Origin of the sequence: Deinococcus koreensis, assembly GCF_002901445.1 — a bacterium.
GTDB lineage: Bacteria > Deinococcota > Deinococci > Deinococcales > Deinococcaceae > Deinococcus > Deinococcus koreensis.
Window position 1 is genome coordinate 105,798 of sequence record NZ_PPPD01000002.1, and the last position, 15,988, is coordinate 121,785.

Below are 15,988 nucleotides of genomic sequence, written 5' to 3' on the forward strand. Positions count from 1 at the left end.
TTTCTTCGGAGTCACAGGCTCCGTGAAGCATGACAGTTCAATTCTTATGGTTCTTGCTCGCTCAGGCAGTGAGCGAGTTCGGAAGCGCTGCCAGCGCCGCCGGGCTCGCCACGCTCTGGGCGGCGCAGGGAGCGCCGGCGACCGAGCTGGCGCTGGTGCTGGCTATTCCAGCCCTGCCAGCCCTGGTGCTGGCCCCTGTTCTAGGCTCCTTGATGGAGGGAGCCCGCCTGAAACGGGCGCTTCTATTCATCAACGTCCTTCTGGGCCTGACCAGCCTGGGAGCAGCAGGTGCCTTCCTGCTGCCTCAACGTGAGGCCGTCCTTGCGTTGACTGGAATTTTCGTCCTGAAAGCGCTGTGCCAGAGCGCTTTTAATGGGGCCTATAACCGGGCCTTCCGGTTGCTGGCTCCTGGCGGCGGGGTTGACGGGCGGGCGGTTTCGCTCCAGACCTTATCTAACCGGCTGGGAACAGCGGTCGGGGCGGGTCTGGGAGCGGTCATCGCTCTGAAGGCGGGGAGCGCCGTCTTCATCGTCGATGCTGCGACGTTCGGGGTTGCCACCCTGATCGTTGCGGCGCTCCCCCTGGGTTCGGGCGCACCTGCGCTCCCACCTGGTGGGCCTCGACTGGCCCCCCGCGCCGTGTTCCGTGACGTGGCGGTGGCCATCCGCTATGTCCTGGGCAGTTCCCGCCTGAGCCGGGTCTTCGCGCTGTACGCGCCGATGACCTTGGTCTGGGCGGCGTGGGACATTCTGGGCGCCTACCTCCTGAAGGAGGCGGGCGCACCAGAAGCGTTTGGTCTGGTGGTCATTGCCGCCCAGGTGGGTGAGATCGCAGTGGCCACCGGGCTGGCTGCGATCAACGCCCGCTTCACAGTCGCCCTGGTGCTGGCAGCAACCCTGCTGCTGGCGCTGGGAACCGGGCTGTCTGGAGCGGTGGTGATGAGCCTGAGCCATCAGTTCCTCGGCGTGGCTGGCACCCTCGCCTTGGTCGTCGCATTCCGGTTGGTCACCGGGGCTGCGGCAAACGTCTCTGGAGGAGGGGTCTACGCCCTCCTGGTCTATGCGGCACCCACCGCATTGACTTCGCGCCTCACGGCGCTCGTGGAAAGCCTCGGTATCGGGGCGATGTATGCGCTGGCGAAACTTGGGGTTGGCACCCTGGGCGACGCCGTTGGCTCCAGCACCACCTTCATGGTGGCCGGGACTCTGGCGACCGCTCTGGGCCTCGGCCTGAGCGTCTTGGAGTTCCGGGCGCGGCAGTGGGAAATCGCTGTCCTGCGCCTGCATGCAGAGGTTTACCTGAGCCTCCGCATGGGCGGACTTGAGGGAGCGGCCTTCCGCTACTTATTGGCGCAAACAACCTAATGACCTTATCTCTGGGCGTCGGCTAAGAACTGGCGTCCAGCGTTGACTGCATGAAATTTAAAGAGATAGTCATTTACTCCGGCCCAACCGACCGGATAAATGCGCCCCCAACGGGGCAAAACCTTGCCAATCCTTTGGCCTTCCAGGGGGGGAGCTACAACACTTTGCTCGAAGTGTTGAGTTCCATTCGGGCGTTAGGAGCGTGCTCCGTGCACGTCTCCTGTCCATTCGCACCCGCCGAGCCACGGTGGGACGTCTGGACTGGGCTTCAGAACCCTGCTGCTCACGGGTTCTGGCCCAAGAACTTCCGGGAACTGAACCACCGATTCGGTTCCCAGAGCGAGCTGCGGCGCTTCATCCGCAGTTGTCAAGCCGCCGAAATGAAGGTCATCGGGGAAATGACCTTTCATTTTGGCCCTGGGGCCAGTTTTCCTGAGGGTTGGGCAACCCCTCGGGAGGACTGGTGTATGGGAGTCCTCCCGCGTCTGAACCTCCGCAATCCCGAGGTTCGGGCTTATGTCCTGCAGACCGTGGACTGGTTTGCGGACATGGGCTTCTGGGGTATCCGCCTGGATACTGCCTTTGAACTCCCCTCGGAGTTTTTAGGCGCCGTCATCGCGACGGCTCAGCGCCGGGGATTATTTCTCATCGGGGAAGTCTTTGATGGCGACCCCACCCTGGTTCAGGGGCTACTGAAGGGGGTTCACTGGACTGACTATCCAATGAACTTTTCGATGTTTGAAGTGCTGGCAGGCAAGGGGAGCGTAGAGCAGCTCCACGCCCTGCTGGCACACCCCTACAGCCGGGAGCAGAGCCTGGCAACGTTTGTGGACAACCACGACGTTGCCTCCTTCGTCCGCGAGTGCGTCAGGCGCTCGTCAGACCCCGGCAACGCCATCAAGTATGCGCGGGCACGCATGCTTATGGCACTTTCATTGATCATGGTCGTACGCGGTGTCCCCACCATCTACTACCTTGACTCCTGGGCGCTGAATTTAGAGGGCATGGCAGACCCTCTCGGCAGCAACCGGCTGCCCGCCCCCTGGGGCCAGCGCCCCATCCTAGAGACAGCCATTGCCAGGCTGTCCACGTTGCGCCACACTCGGCCCGAGCTGGCGCATGGGACTTACCGGGAGTTATGGCTTCCCGGCCCCCGCAACGTATGGGCATTCGCCAAGATTGGACTCCAGTCCACCGTTGTCCTCCTCAACAATGAGGATGAAGCGGTCGATCTGACCGATCTAGGCGGCATCGACGCCCAAGGGCTGCTACCCGACGGCACCATTCATTGCCTGCTCCGACCAGGCAAATCCTTCGTAATCGAAGGAGGCCGCATCAGCGGCGTTTTAGCGCCCCGCTCGGTCTACCTCTTAGGTAACTAGCGCGGTTGAAGCGGTGAAGATGACTCTCAGTCATTTTCACCGCTTTCTTTTGGTCTGGCCCGGCGGCACCCGTCCCCTACACTGAAGGCTGTGAGCCTTGCCGCTGCACACAACCTGCCCCCTCAGCCCACTGCGCTGCTCGGGCGCGAGGATGTCCTGCGGGAGGTGTCATCCCTGTTATGGGGCCCCACCCGCCTGCTGACCCTGCTGGGGCCGGGTGGCGTGGGCAAGACCCGGCTGGCGGTGGAACTGGCGACCACCGTGCGGCCCGACTTCGCCGGCGGCGCCTGGTTCATCGACCTGAGCGGCGGTCTGCCTCCGGCTGCGCTGCCGGCCCACCTGGCACGGGTGCTGGGCCTGACCCTGGACGGCGCAGACCCCCTGGACAGCCTGGTGGGTCAACTCCCCGATCAGCCGCTGCTTGTGCTGCTCGACAACTTCGAGAGCGTGCCGGACGCTGCGCCGCTGCTGGGCCAGTTGCTCGGCGCCTGCCCGGCCCTGCGCGTGATCGTGACCAGCCGGGTGGCCCTGAACCTGCGCTGGGAACGGCGGCTGGAGGTGCCGCCACTGGCCCTGCCGGAGCCCGGAAGCCCGTCTCCTGCCGACGCCTCTCCGGCGGTGCAGCTCTACCTGGAGCGCGCCAGGGCGGCCGGTGGGCCAGAGGTCACTGACCTGGGCGCGGCGGCGCGCCTGTGTGCCCGGCTCGACGGGTTGCCCCTGGCCATCGAACTGGCCGCCGCCCGCGCCGCACAGTTCGGGCCTGCCGCCCTGCTGGCGCGGCTGGAGCGTCACCTGGCGCTGCCGTCCACGCCGGCCCCGGATCGTCCGGCCCGTCACCATTCGCTGAACGCGGTCATCGGGGCCAGTTACGACATGCTCAGCGCGGCCCAGCAGGCCACATTGCGGCGTCTGGCGGTGGCGGCCGGTGGGGTCGGCGAAAACGCCGCCCGGGTCATGGCCGAGACCGACGCCCTGGGCATCGACGCCCTGGACGTCCTGCTGGCCCTGACCGACGTGAATCTGCTGTCCGCCAGACCGGGCCACGACGGTCAGCCCCGCTTCTGGATGCTCGAAACGGTTCGGGACTATGCAGGCGCCCAGGCCGACCCGGCTGAATTCCAGTTGGCCCGGCAACGCCACGCGCAGTGGTGTCTGGAACTGGCCGAACGCCTGACTCCCGAATGGAGATCTGAGGCCCAGGCGCAGGTGCTGGCGCAGCTGAACGAGGAGCACCCCAACGTCCGCGCAGCCCTGGCCTGGACGCTCAGGGCGCAGGCGAACTTGGCCGACCGACAGGTGGGCGTGCAACTGGCGGAGGCCCTGTGGCCGTACTGGCTGGCCCACGGCCACCTCGGCGAGGGCCGCGCCTGGCTGGAAGCGGCGCTGAGCGGTGCCGGTGAGGCCGGGTTGCCGGGCCTTTATCGAGGGGCCGGCGTGCTGGCCCGGCAGCAGGGTGATCTTGCGGGCGCCGTCCAGTGGGCCGAGCGGGCCACCCTGGCCGCGCAGCTCGCGGCGGACACCTGGCAGGAGGCGGCGGCCACCGGCGATCTGGGCGTGGCCCTGGCGCTTCAGGGTGACCTGGGCCGGGCCAGCGCCGCCCTCGACCGGCAACTCAGCCTGCAGATCACCCTGGGCGACCAGCACAGCGCCGACGCGCTGAACAACAGGGGAGCCGTGGCCCTGCGCGCCGGCGACTTCGAACGGGCCACCGACCTGCTGGGCCGGGTTCTGACCATGTGCCTGGCCTCCGGAGACGCCCGGGGTGAGGCCGACGTCCGCTCCAATCTGGGGGTGCTGGCGTGTCAGGCTGCCGACTGGCCGCTGGCGAGCGCTCACCTGAGCCGCGCCCTGGAGCTGCGGCGCCAGCTGTGCGACCGGCACGGGGAAGCGGAGACGCTGGGCAATCTCGGCACAGCCCTGCGCCTCGCTGGAGACGCGGCTGCCGCCGCAGCGCTGCACGAGCAGGCTCTGACGCTGCGCCAGCAGGGGACGCAGCCGCAGGCCATCGCGCCCGCGCAGCTCAATCTGGGACTGACCTTCCTGGCGCTGGGCCGACTGGACGAGGCGACGCCGCTGCTGCTGGCCGCTGCAGACAGTGGCGGTGGCTCAGTCGGTGTGTCGTCCATACACCGCGCCGGAGTGCTGCAGGCGCTGGCCACCCTGGCTGCCCGGCGTGAGCAGTGGCCCTGGGTGGCCCGTCTGCTGGGCGCCAGCAGATTGTTCCTGGACGGGGGATCACCGCTCTGGCCAGGACAGCAGGCCGAACGGGCCACGGTGGAGGCCCAGGGGCGCCAGGCCCTGGGCGGACAGAGCATGCAGGCTGAGCTGGCCCTGGGCGAGCGAACGCCGTGGGACACCCTGATTGCGGGCGCCGCCGACATGTTCCGCAGCGTCCCAACGTCCACCGCATCCGCCCTGATCCCGACCCACCGCGACGACCTGAGCGAGCGGGAACGCGAGGTGCTGGCCCTGCTGGTGCGTGGCTGGCCCAACAAGAAGATCGCGTCCGCCATGAAGCTGGCCGACAACACGGTGAAAAACCATCTGGCCTCGGTCTACAGCAAGCTGGGTGTGCGCGGCCGCGCCGAGGCTGTGGCGCGGGCCTTGCAGGAGAGGCTGCTGGAGTAGAGGCTACCCAACTGGATTTGGGTAGGTGGGATTTTGGCGTGATGCGGTGCAGAACAGTCGAAAATAGAGAAGTCGAAGCTTTGGTTTCGACCTGTTGTTTATCGAATACATTATGTTATCAGAGATTAAGGGCCGGATTCGCAGCGCGTCCTTGGGCGATGCGCTTGAGACTCTTCGGTCGATTGAAGTTTTTCAGATAGAGGTAAAACGAGTTTACGACGTTGTGTTTATACACTGTGCGTCTAATCTGACCCTCTCCTCCTTAAACGACCTGTCGACATCGGCGATAATGCTTGAGGTTGAGATTAGTGAAGTTCGCAAATTCTTTCCTAATTTCACTGAGGCCGATGTGGCTGCCCGGTTCAGCTGGATTTCACAGGATCTTCGGCGGATTGAAGCAGCATTAGAGCTGCTCATTCACCAACTTTGGTTGTCTGAGATTGACGAAGCATCACTACTGAAGGCGGATATCGAGCGCCTGCTCGAATAGCCGCCAATTTAAAACCGGGGGCTCAGATTTATTCTGAGCCCCCGGTTCCTTTACACGTTTACCAGTTGCCATATTGCGTCGCTGGCGGCTCGCCTCCACTCAGCAGGGCGTCGATTGAGGCGGCCACGCTCGGATGAACCAGCCACCTGTTCTTGGCCCGGATCTCCACGGCCACGTCGAAGATGGGGCGGGAGCGCCGCTGGCCCGCTGCCAGATCGAGGTCGCCCAGCAGCGGGTGCAGCACCGGGTTTTCCAGTACGTCCTGAAAGACCCGGCCGTGGGCGGTGGCGATCACGTGGACGCCGCGCCGCCCGGCGGTCTGCAGCACCGCCACATCGCCGTGGTAGCCGATCTCGTCGCACACCAGCACCTCGGGGCCGTGGTTGGCGATGGCCTGCATGATCACGGCGGCCTGCCGATCGGGGCTGGCCACCTGCATGCGCCGGGCCGACCCCAGCCCCGGGTGCACCAGCTTGCCGTCGCCGCCGATTTCGTTCGAGGTGTCGATGACGATCACGCGGGGGCCGCGCCGCTCGGCCAGGATGCGAACCATGTCGCGCAACAGGGTGGTCTTGCCCACGCCGGGCGGGCCGATCAGCATCACCCCCTGGTCGCCGTCCACGTACTGGCGCAGCGGCTCGGCCACGCCATGTACCATGCGGGCCACGCGTAGGGTCAGGCCGTCGAGGCTGTCGTAGCGGTCGCGCTTGGCGCTGATCCGGTGCAGGGTGCGCTCGATGCCCAGGCGGTTGTCGGCGCGGAACTGCCCCGCCCGGTCGACCACATAGTCGATGTCGCGCTCCTCGACCTCCCGGTCGCTGAAGATATGCCGATCGCCCGCCCGCAGCGCCAGGGGCTTGCCCAGATCCATGGCGATCTCTTCCAGGCCGTCCTGATGCTGCTCGGCCACCATCCGGATCCAGCCGGGCAGCAGGCGCAGCAAGGGCTCAGCACCGTCGATGGCCGGGATCCCCGCGGCAGACGACCCGGAAGCGGGAAACCCGGTGGCGGTCATGGCGGGCGCTTCCCGGTGCAGGGCCGTGAGGTCGCGGGGGGGCGGGGGGGTGCCGGGCTGGATGTGGGCGGTCATCGGATCGGCGCGGTGGGCTCAGCCGTCGGCGCGCCCTTGCCCGGTTCACCAAGCGCGGACGACGGGCTGGTGGAGGTCTGGGCCGCCAATGGCTGAGCCGCTGAGGTCTGGGCAGCGGCGGCCAGGCCCATGCGGATCAGCCGAAGTTCACGGGCCATCTCCTCGAAGCGGGTGTTGGCCTGACGGGACTGCTCGGTCAGTTGCCGGCCCAGCGCCAGGCCGGCGGCCGTAATCCAGAACAGCAGGGCGGGAATGTACAGCTTGAAGATCAACACGGCGAGTCCCAGCACCCCGCAGCAGACGATCAGCAGGGTCACCGCCAGCGTGCCCAGCGGGGGCAGACGGCGGGCCGGCAGGGGCAGGCGGGCGGACACGGCTTGGGGGGTCGAGTTTAACATGAGACTCCTTCTGGCACGAGGTCGGGCGAAATTGTTTCTGGGATCGACGGAGCGGACTGGCACAGCTGCGAAACAGAGCGGGCACCGACGACAGGGTGGTGCAGCGTGAGTGGAGAGGGATCGGCGTCTTTCCGGAATTCCGTACTGGGAGCGGCGCCATCCTCAGTTCCTGCGGGGGGAAGCAGGCACCTGATACCGGTACGGGCGGGCGGTGGCCCAGGCCTTGCTGAACCAGGTGCTGGCCACCCTGACGGCCTGAGGCTGCTGCAGCGCCAGGGTGGCGCCTGGGCGCCGTGGACTGGGGACATCGGCCAGCAGCGGCCCCGAGACGGTCATCTGTCGGTCGATGGTGGCCCGGCTGGCCTCCAGACCGCGCACCAGCCGCACCTGGATGCCCGGGGTCAGGCTCAGGCTGGCGAGATAGCTGGCGCCCTCGTTGACATACCGGCCGTCGGCGATCAGGAAGATCCGGACGCCGCGCTCGACCGCCGCCCGTCTCAGGGCCTCGGCCACGTCCTTCGAGCGCAGGGTCGGTGTGACCAGCAGAACCTCGGATGTGGCCTCATACAGACTGGCGCCCACCTGCTGGGAGGTGGTCAGCGTCCAGGAACGTTCCGCCCGGGCGCCGCCGCAGACCGTCAGGGCCACCAGCGCGGGCATCAGCACCATCAGCCCAATGGAGCGGCGTCGGGGAGACAGACCCGAAGGGGGGGATCGCACCACTCTGTTCATCGTCGCCTCCTGGAGCGAGTACACCATGGGCATCTGCGGATGCCAGGGAAAATCTCACCGCCCAGTCCGCCTTTGCAGGCCAGAGAAGTCCAGGCCGCTGGGACAGGGCGGCTTCCGGTGCGCCCGCGCTGCTGAGGAACCGGGGGGTGAGTCCGCAGGGCAGAGGAACAGGCTTCTCAGGCTGTCCTCTTGAGGGAGGCTTCCCGGAGCCCGCTGCTCATCTCGGGAGCCTGCAGGGGAAGCGCAGGTGCGGGCGCATGAAGAGCGAGCAGGGTCGGTGCGCCCTGGGGCAGACGGGTCATGACGGTGATGGGGCGGGGCGCCTCCTGGCCTGTGGTGGAGAAGCTCAGCTCAAACACGGGAGGCTCCAGCCGCCAGAGACCAGACGTACCGACCGCCGACAGCAGGAAGGTGAACCTGTGGGCGCCGCTGGCCTGGACTTCTGAAGTCGGGATTCCGCATGGTTCACCTCCTGGTGTCAACTCGCGTCACTTCTGGGCATCACTTCTGGGATGTGAGGTCGGGAGCCGGGGCTGGATGGTCAGGCTTGCCAGGACGGCGTCCGTTCGGATTCAGGAGCACGCTGGCCGCCTGGCTCTGAAATCGACTGTAGAAATCCGCCATGAGGGGTTTTCTGTGCTCCATATGAGGACAGTGAGAAAGCGTGGCGGCGGATGGCGCGGCTGGTGACGGGCTCCGCCGCCTGTGGTATGGGCATCCGCCACCTGAAAACACCGTCCTGGCTGGGCCTGACCGCAGTGGCGGATCATGGTGTTGTGGGCGCCATGTCAGGGCGACTTCGCTGGCGGGGAGGCGAGATCGGTCTTTACCCAAGCTTCATCTACTGGAAGCTCTGGTGAGGGTGGCAGGATCTGGGATTCCCCTGCCAGGGGCCATGACCTCCTCATCCAGTGGGGGAGGGGGCCGCCGAGTGGGCCGAAACTCAGGGTTCGTCCGGCCTCACGCCGGGGCTGAATCCAGGCCCTGACCTGGGTGATCGACCCACGATGTCGGCGGGGGGTTACGGGAGCGCGGCTCAGGTCGGCATTCAGACTTCGCATCGGAAGTGGCACGAGTACGTCTCCCGGAACCGCGGAGGGTGGGACGCCTCGCCTTCCCGCCCGGCCCTGGGCCGCCCTGCTTTGAGATCCTGTCAACACCGTCGGGGGCTGACCTGTCGTTCGGGTCAGCTCAACCGGGCGTTGGGAGATGGACGCCGGACAAGTGACTCAGAACAGAGCGACTGACGGGCAGCGAAGAGGGTGAGGGAATGGATGTGAGCTGACCGGAGATCGGGGCAGTCCAGTGCCCAGCCTCCCAGGCCATTCTGAAGTTGATGCTGATCCGGGTGACCGCTTGTCGGGAGGTGAGGGCCACCCGATCCGGCGCGTGTTGCCGATGGCCGGGGGCCGTCTCGACATTTATAAAGTCTTCATCTTGGTAGAGTGGCTGAGAGATGCGAGTCTGCACATTCAGGCGGGCCTGAGCTGAAGCTGCGTCCAAGCCTGCCCTCCAGTCTGGCCGACGCGCTCCGTCCTGGGGGCAGGTTCCCAGGGCATCCGCCACCATCCGCCACAATCCACCAGCTCCGTCTGGAACGATATTTTTCGAACAATGCGGGTGTCCGGATGTTCAGGCTTCCGGAACCCGGCCCTCAGCGACCAGGGCCGTCCTGATGGCCGAGCTCAAGCACCCCTCGCCTGGACTGGGCGGGCGCTCAATGCCTTCCGAGCACAGGTTCGACCAGCGCGCCAGTTCTCATAGTAGACTCATCTCAGGAGGAGTCCGCTGCTCCTGAAGCCTCGTTCGGGCGGAGGCGGTAGCGCCGCTTTCCGGCCACGCGAGCGCTTTCGACCTGACCGCTCTCCTCCAGAACCCCCAGATCCCGCCTGACGGTCGTCTCGGGAAGTGAGGTCATCGATACGATCTGAGCCGGCGTCAGATCCCGGTGCTCGGCAAGCAGCGCCAGCAATCGGAGCTGCCGGGCCTCCACCGGATTATCGAAACCGGGGTCGTCTGGGGGGGTAGGGGCAACGGGCACGGGCGCTTCCTCGGGAAGCAGACGCGCCTCGATCGCTGCCCGTCGGCTCTCACCCAGCAGGCTCAGCCCGGCCGGTGTCAGCAGGGGCGACCCTCCGGCGGCCGGCACGTCCAGCCATCCGGCCTGGCTCCACCGGGCGAGCTGGGGCGTGGATGGAGCAGGCACCTCGCCTGAGGGGCGCAGCTGCTGATCCTGGCTCTGCCAGGGCGTCCGGGTGGCCAGCATCTCATCGACCCAGCCAAGCAGCTCACCCGGATCGGGCGCGACTGGAGGAATCGCCGCTTCAGCGGCCGGGGGTGCTCCGGGATGGAGGGCGGGCCGAACCACCTGGGCGGCGCGCCAGCTCAGCAGCCGCTGCAGCACCAGGTCGCGGGTGAGTTCCAGTCCCTGCGGCGAGGCCGGGGTCAGGGTCTGCCGGGCGCCCTCGAACAGCGGATTGCGCGCCCGCCCTGCCCGGCGTTCCGAGAGCGCGGGGAGCCAGACAGCGCTCACGCGGCCATCGGCCAGCCGCAACTCGCCCGGCGACGGCACCTCGCGTCCAAGGGTCAGGGTGTGACCGAACAGCGCTGCGTCCAGGCCGAAAGGAACAGCGGACGGCGGCAGGGTCGGCAGATGACAGGCCACGCGGGTCAGACGGAGGGGGGCCAGGAGGGCGGGCAGCTCCGGAAGCTGTCCATCGGCGTCGCCCGCCAGCGGCAGATAGACGCTGACATGCTGTGGAGGAGCCCCGCCCAGCCGGGAGCCGGCACGCAGCAGGTCATGCAGGACGACGTGTTGCAGGGCCCGCACCAGGGCGCGCCCGGACTCGGACTGCCCGGTCTCCGCTGGCAGGCGAAGATAGATCGCCACGGGCCCGCTCAAGGCGCGGCCCACGTCCAGTCCGTCACCGGGTCGGCGGGTACCCCCCGCGCTGGTGGCCCGGTCGAGGTCGTCACTGGCGAAGAGGGCGAGGATCCGGGTCAGCGTCTGGGCCACCCCGACCTGCTGCTCGTGACGCAGGCTGAAATAGAGGTGAGTTCGCTGCCGCGTTCCCTTTTCGGCCCTGGCCAGATGGGCGCCGAGGGCGTCGGGCCCGGCCTGGACGAGGTTCAGCAGCTGCTGCAGACTGCCCTGACGTGCGGCAGCGTCCAGCAGCAGCCCTTCCAGAAGGGCGGATTGCGCCCGGTGTTCCGGGGAGGGGTCAGATTCCGGGGCACCCAGGAGGGCCGTGGCCAGACCCGCCGCTTCCTCTGCCGACCCCAGACCGTCCAACAGGGGGAAGCGCAGGGTAAAGGCCTCGAACGGCGCGAACACCTGCACGTCATGGCGTGCAGTGAAGGGGACGAGCAGCGGGCGCAGATCGGCGGCGTCCGTGCTGGCTGCGCCGCTGACATCAAAGATCACCACGCTCACCCCATCGTGGGCGTCGAGCAGCAGATTGGGCTGGAGGTACCGGCGGGCCACCTCGGCCGGTCTACCGGTCACCAGTACATGCTGACAGCGGCGACTCTCGTCAGGGCGCAGGGCCGCGCCGCTGCGGGTCACGCCCAGATAGCCGCGTGCAGGACGATCCGGGCGAAGGTAGTCCCCCAGCGCCGAGCGGCGCCGTCCAGCGGTGATCGTCCACCAGAGCCCCGCAGCCAGCGCGGCTCCACCGCCCGCCGACAGCAGCCACCAGCCAGCGGGCCCCGCTTCAGCAGTGCTGGTGGCCTGGGCCAGACCGAGAGTGGCATATCCCAGCCACCCCAGAAAGGAAGGCAGCCTCACCGAGAGCTCCATGGACGACCGGGCCCGCTGCTCCTGGGATGGCCCTGAACATTTGCGGGCACGCCCACACCTCCGGGTTCGGCCATAGCCTAGAGTGTAACGAGAACACGGTTAAAGAACGCTGGAGGTTCCATGACGATCCTGACCCTGGTCGGCCGCGACGTTCGTGGTGTGGTGGAAGCCGCGACCGGTTCGCCGTTGCCGGACGAACGCTCTCCGGCCTTCCTGGCGGCACTCGACGATCTGGAAGCCAGGTATCCAGCGCTGTACGCGCTGGTCATGGCCAGTTACCCCACGACGAACCAGGATACTGGTGGGTCGTGGATCACGCGCCCGGAGCGAGGAGACCTGAGGCCGGTCAGGCGGGTGACCAGGCTGTGGCACCGGCCGGTGCTGGCGGGTCAACCGGTGCTGGATTCCCGGCGGCTCTGGGCGGTGTCCGTATTGTGTGGGGCGGCTGTGCTCGCGCCGGCCACGGTGCGCGGCGGGATGTCGGGGAACGCCGGGTCGCCGGTGGCGCTGGGAGCACGGGCTCCTGTCGCCGTCCCAGCGGAGTCGAAGGCCCAGCCCGCCTCCCGCACCGTTCCTCTGCCCGTGCCGCCAGTCCCTGAACCCACCGTCACCGTGGTGACTGCTCGTGGGCCGACGCCTGCACCGGCGCGTGTCCGTCCTGCACCGCGCCCTCTGGAGAGCGGTCTCCCGGATGAACGCCTGCCTGTTCAGACCACCCTCCCCCGCTCGACTGCGGCCACCACACCCCGCGCGTCCGCGCCGAATGGAAGAGCTCAAGTCGGTGTAGCCCAGGCCGACAGTCCACGGGTTCGCGCGGCCCCGACGGTCACAGTCCAGGCCGGGGTGACGCCGGCGGCTGAGGGTCGGCGGGCCGGGCCGGTGGCAGGCAGTGCACCGGAGGCTGACGCCGCACCAGGCTCCAGGGCAGTTGCGCGACCCAGCGCCCCCACGCTAACCCCTGTCAACCCGTCCACCGTTCGTCCCGTCCCCGCAGCTCGTCCGGTTCCCAGGCCGACGGCCGTCCCCGCGCCTCCGGCCACCACCGTGTCCAGTTCCCCAGTTCCCAGCGCGGTTCCGGTCGTGTCGAAGCCTCCGGCGTCACTGGTGGCGTTCGGAAGTGGGACGGCCCAGGATCAGATCGTGGGTCAGCTCACGCCCTCCGACTCTGGACTGGCCGCCGGGTCGGATGGACAACTGAGCAGCTTCTCGAAGCCGCCAGAGGCGGCTCAGGCTCCATAGCCATGATTCTGTCCCCCGCCACGTTTCTGGACAGACGCGTCCACACTGGCCAGGGTGGCGGGAAGGACTGGCGGATGTGCACGCGGAGCCGAAGAGGGTCGTTGGGTTCAAGCCCAGCCCGGGCGGAACGGCAGCCTGTGCGGCCAGGCTGGATCCATTCGATCCATGTGCGCCCGGCGGCCGTGATCACCAGGGCCCAGGCTCCGGTGCTGTGACCAAATACCATCCCCACGTGGTGGATCAAAATAGTCTGGCCCCCAGTGGCCCTACATGCGTTCGAGGAGACACAATGCTGCACAAAACGTTCAGGATCGCTGGGACTGTGTTGGCCCTGCTGTGGTGTTCGCCCGCTTCCCAGGCGGCGACTCCACCCATCCAGTTCTCCCTCAGCCAGCTGGAGAAAAAGCCGGGCACCATTCTGATCTCACCGGGCTACATCACCCTGATCGAATTTCCGGCGCCGGTCACCAACATCGTCAGCGGCAACATCCTGCTCTTCAAGCGGGAGGTCATCGGTAACCGGGTGGCACTGTCGGCAGCCAAGACCGTGGGGCAGACCGATCTGCTGGTCACCACGGGAGGCAGGATTGCCCTTTTCGTGGTGCAGATCGATGGGCAGGGTACCGCCCCCAGGCGCTATTCCGTGACGCAGTCTCCGGCCACCCCTCCGCTGGCCCGCCCACCGGCCGCCGCGCCTGCCCCCGCACCTGTCCGACCGGTGGCCGCGCCTCCCGCGCCGAGGCAGACGCCGACCCCGGCCATCCGGCCCGCCGGATTCCTAGGGCGGTTCGAGGCCGAGCAGGCTGTTATCTACCGGGCCGACCTTATCCGCTCGGACAGGGCGTCTGGTGGGCGATACGTCGAACATATCAATGAGGCGGACAGCCAGGTCACCTTTCCCACCGTCCGGGCTCCCCGCACCGGGAGCTACACGCTCCGCATCCGCTATGCCAATGGCAGTCAGCGCAATGCGACCCAGCCGTTGTGGATCAATGGTGTCAATGTGATGACCGTGCAGTACCCCCCGACGGGCAGCTGGGATCAGTTCGCCACGATCAATGTTCCGGTTTCACTCAAAATGGGCACCAACACCCTGAAATTCGGCCGGGATCAGGAGGTGGCCAATCTGGACGTCCTTGAACTCTGGGGGCTGTCCTCCGGTGTGGCCGCCACCCCACCGCCGCCCATCCCGTCGGGCGCTGCTCCGGCCGCAGTCCAGTCCAGCACCCCGGTTTCAGGCTCCACGCCAGCGCCCGCTCCATCTGGGCAGCGGACGGAGGTGAGTCTGGTCAATCCCGGCTTCGAGGAAGATTTCAGCGGCTGGACGACGTGGTGGGACGCCAACCTGACCCCGGGGGGTTCCCAGTCGATCACCACCCAGCAGCCCCACTCCGGCAAGAAGTTCCTGACCCTGTCCAACACCCGCGCCTTCAAGCAGAACTGCTCATTGAGCGTCTCTGGGCTGGCCAACGGCACCTACACCTTCGAGATGTGGGTACGCACCAGCGGGGGGCAGAACAACCTCACCATGTTCGCCCTGGATTATGGGGGGCCGGAGATGAACCTCGGTATTCCGCTTGTCGCGAACAACACCTGGGTCAAGTACTCCATGCCGAACATCAAGGTCACCAAAGGTCAGGTCGTGCTCGGCATCTGGTCGAATTCCCCGGCCGGAACCAACTGGGCCCATATCGACGATGTCAGGCTCTACAGAGACGGAGCCGGCCAACCGTAGGATCACGTCGATGTGCGTTTCCACACCTCAGCGGTCAGGTTCGGCACACGTCGCCTCTGTGGCGCACGCGGACTGGTCACATGTGTCTGCGCCGGGCGGGCCACAGGTTTAGGCTGAGGGCATGTCAGCGCGCCGGAGGGCCACCGGGCCCAGTCAGAGGCCGTCCAGCCGGGCGGCGTTCGATCAGGTGGCCGCCGAGTTGGGCGACCTGGCGCGCGATCCCCGCTGTCCCCGCCTGCCCGATGAGGCCTGGGACGCCCTGCTGCGCGGCCAGGTGGCTTCCGACGAGAACGAGCTCGACCGCCACGCCCAGACCCTGCGCGCCTACCTGCGCCGCCTGAGCGCCGCGATCGTGCTGCGCTAAGGAGTACGGCAGGGCGGACTCTGCCCTACAGGCTGGCGGCCAGGCGGGCGAACAGGGGGGGCATATCGGGCACGCCCCCACCATCCACCCAGCCGAAGCGGCCATCGCGCAGCGGGCCGCCCGCGCCCACGCCGACGCCGTTCGGGAAGAGCGGGCGCAGGTCGGCGGTGCCCTGAAGCTCCCGCGCACCGTCCAGCGCGCTCAGGGCCGCCGCGACCTCCCGCCCGTGCCCGAAGTGCAGCAGGTGCAGCTCGCCCTCCTGCTCCCAGGCGAAGCGCGCCTGAACCCGGTGTGGGTCGCTGTGCAGGTCGCCCTGGCGGCCGGGGGCGGCGAGGTGGCGCACGCTCAGGCCGGGGCGCAGCCGCAGGGTGACCTCCAGCGCCTCGCCCAGCGCGCCGAAGGAGCCCACGAAGGGGCGGGTCAGGTCGTAGCCCTGCACGTTCTTGACCGTGCGCCCGCCCGCCCGCACCACCCGGCCCGAGGGAGAGCGGAAGGTCACGCCCAGCACCTCGGCGCCGAAGAAGAAGGTCTGCGCGAAGCCGCCCCGCGCGATCAGGCCGCCGACTCCTCCAGGCAGCTCGACGGGTGGGAACGGGGGATAGAGGCCGGTGGGAAGCGCCTCGTAGACCTCCAGCAGCTCCGTATCGCCGCTCACCGTGACGGTCTGGTCGCCGGGGGAGAGGTCAAGGATAGGCATGGAGGCCCTCCGGGCGGCAGAAGACACAGGGCACAGGACTGACCGCCTGTTGCCCTCTGCCCTCTGCGCT

11 protein-coding genes are annotated in these 15,988 nt (G+C 67.6%); 6 read left to right on the top strand and 5 right to left on the bottom strand.

What is annotated here, in order from left to right; genetic code table 11:
- Nucleotides 1-29 precede the first annotated feature (29 nt).
- The 4 genes from CVO96_RS17040 to CVO96_RS20805 all read left to right on the top strand — a co-directional run bounded on the left by CVO96_RS17040 (nucleotide 30) and on the right by CVO96_RS20805 (nucleotide 5,864).
- Nucleotides 30-1,364: an MFS transporter gene (locus CVO96_RS17040; protein WP_133161830.1), complete on the top strand. Its 1,335-nt coding sequence runs from the start codon at nucleotides 30-32 to the stop codon at nucleotides 1,362-1,364.
- Between the two features lie 50 nt (nucleotides 1,365-1,414).
- Nucleotides 1,415-2,746, top strand: a complete 1,332-nt coding sequence (locus CVO96_RS17045; RefSeq protein ID WP_103313656.1) for an alpha-amylase family protein — start codon at nucleotides 1,415-1,417, stop codon at nucleotides 2,744-2,746.
- A 90-nt stretch (nucleotides 2,747-2,836) separates the two neighbouring features.
- Complete coding sequence (locus CVO96_RS17050; RefSeq protein WP_103313657.1) at nucleotides 2,837-5,374, top strand: tetratricopeptide repeat protein; 2,538 nt, start codon at nucleotides 2,837-2,839, stop codon at nucleotides 5,372-5,374.
- 112 nt (nucleotides 5,375-5,486) lie between these two features.
- Nucleotides 5,487-5,864, top strand: a complete 378-nt coding sequence (locus CVO96_RS20805) for a hypothetical protein (protein ID WP_133161831.1) — start codon at nucleotides 5,487-5,489, stop codon at nucleotides 5,862-5,864.
- Nucleotides 5,865-5,922: 58 nt separating this feature from the next.
- Here CVO96_RS20805 and CVO96_RS17055 read toward each other — a convergent pair whose 3' ends face one another.
- From CVO96_RS17055 to CVO96_RS17075, 4 genes are all read right to left on the bottom strand, one after another.
- Complete coding sequence (locus CVO96_RS17055) at nucleotides 5,923-6,954, bottom strand: AAA family ATPase (protein ID WP_207795357.1); 1,032 nt, start codon at nucleotides 6,952-6,954, stop codon at nucleotides 5,923-5,925.
- On the bottom strand, nucleotides 6,951-7,352 hold the full coding sequence (locus CVO96_RS17060) for a hypothetical protein (protein ID WP_133161832.1): 402 nt from the start codon (nucleotides 7,350-7,352) through the stop codon (nucleotides 6,951-6,953). The genes CVO96_RS17055 and CVO96_RS17060 overlap by 4 nt, the downstream gene beginning before the upstream one ends.
- 162 nt (nucleotides 7,353-7,514) lie before the next feature.
- Nucleotides 7,515-8,021, bottom strand: coding sequence for a phospholipase D-like domain-containing protein (locus CVO96_RS17065; protein ID WP_103313659.1), 507 nt, complete (start codon nucleotides 8,019-8,021; stop codon nucleotides 7,515-7,517).
- 1,837 nt (nucleotides 8,022-9,858) lie between these two features.
- Nucleotides 9,859-11,871 (bottom strand): helix-turn-helix domain-containing protein, encoded by a 2,013-nt coding sequence (locus CVO96_RS17075; RefSeq protein WP_165795411.1) that lies wholly within the window; start codon nucleotides 11,869-11,871, stop codon nucleotides 9,859-9,861.
- Between the two features lie 1,327 nt (nucleotides 11,872-13,198).
- Between CVO96_RS17075 and CVO96_RS17080 the strand changes: the two genes are divergently transcribed.
- Together CVO96_RS17080 and CVO96_RS17085 are read left to right on the top strand one after the other, a co-directional pair.
- Entirely contained in the window at nucleotides 13,199-14,857 is a 1,659-nt protein-coding gene (locus tag CVO96_RS17080) for a carbohydrate-binding protein (RefSeq protein WP_207795358.1), read from the top strand.
- 121 nt (nucleotides 14,858-14,978) lie between these two features.
- Nucleotides 14,979-15,221 carry a hypothetical protein gene (locus tag CVO96_RS17085; protein ID WP_103313663.1) on the top strand — a complete coding sequence of 81 codons (243 nt, stop codon included), beginning with the start codon at nucleotides 14,979-14,981 and terminating at the stop codon, nucleotides 15,219-15,221.
- A 25-nt stretch (nucleotides 15,222-15,246) separates the two neighbouring features.
- Here the strand turns inward: CVO96_RS17085 and CVO96_RS17090 are convergent, their stop codons facing one another.
- Complete coding sequence (locus CVO96_RS17090; RefSeq protein WP_103313664.1) at nucleotides 15,247-15,918, bottom strand: FAD-binding oxidoreductase; 672 nt, start codon at nucleotides 15,916-15,918, stop codon at nucleotides 15,247-15,249.
- Nucleotides 15,919-15,988: the final 70 nt, after the last annotated feature.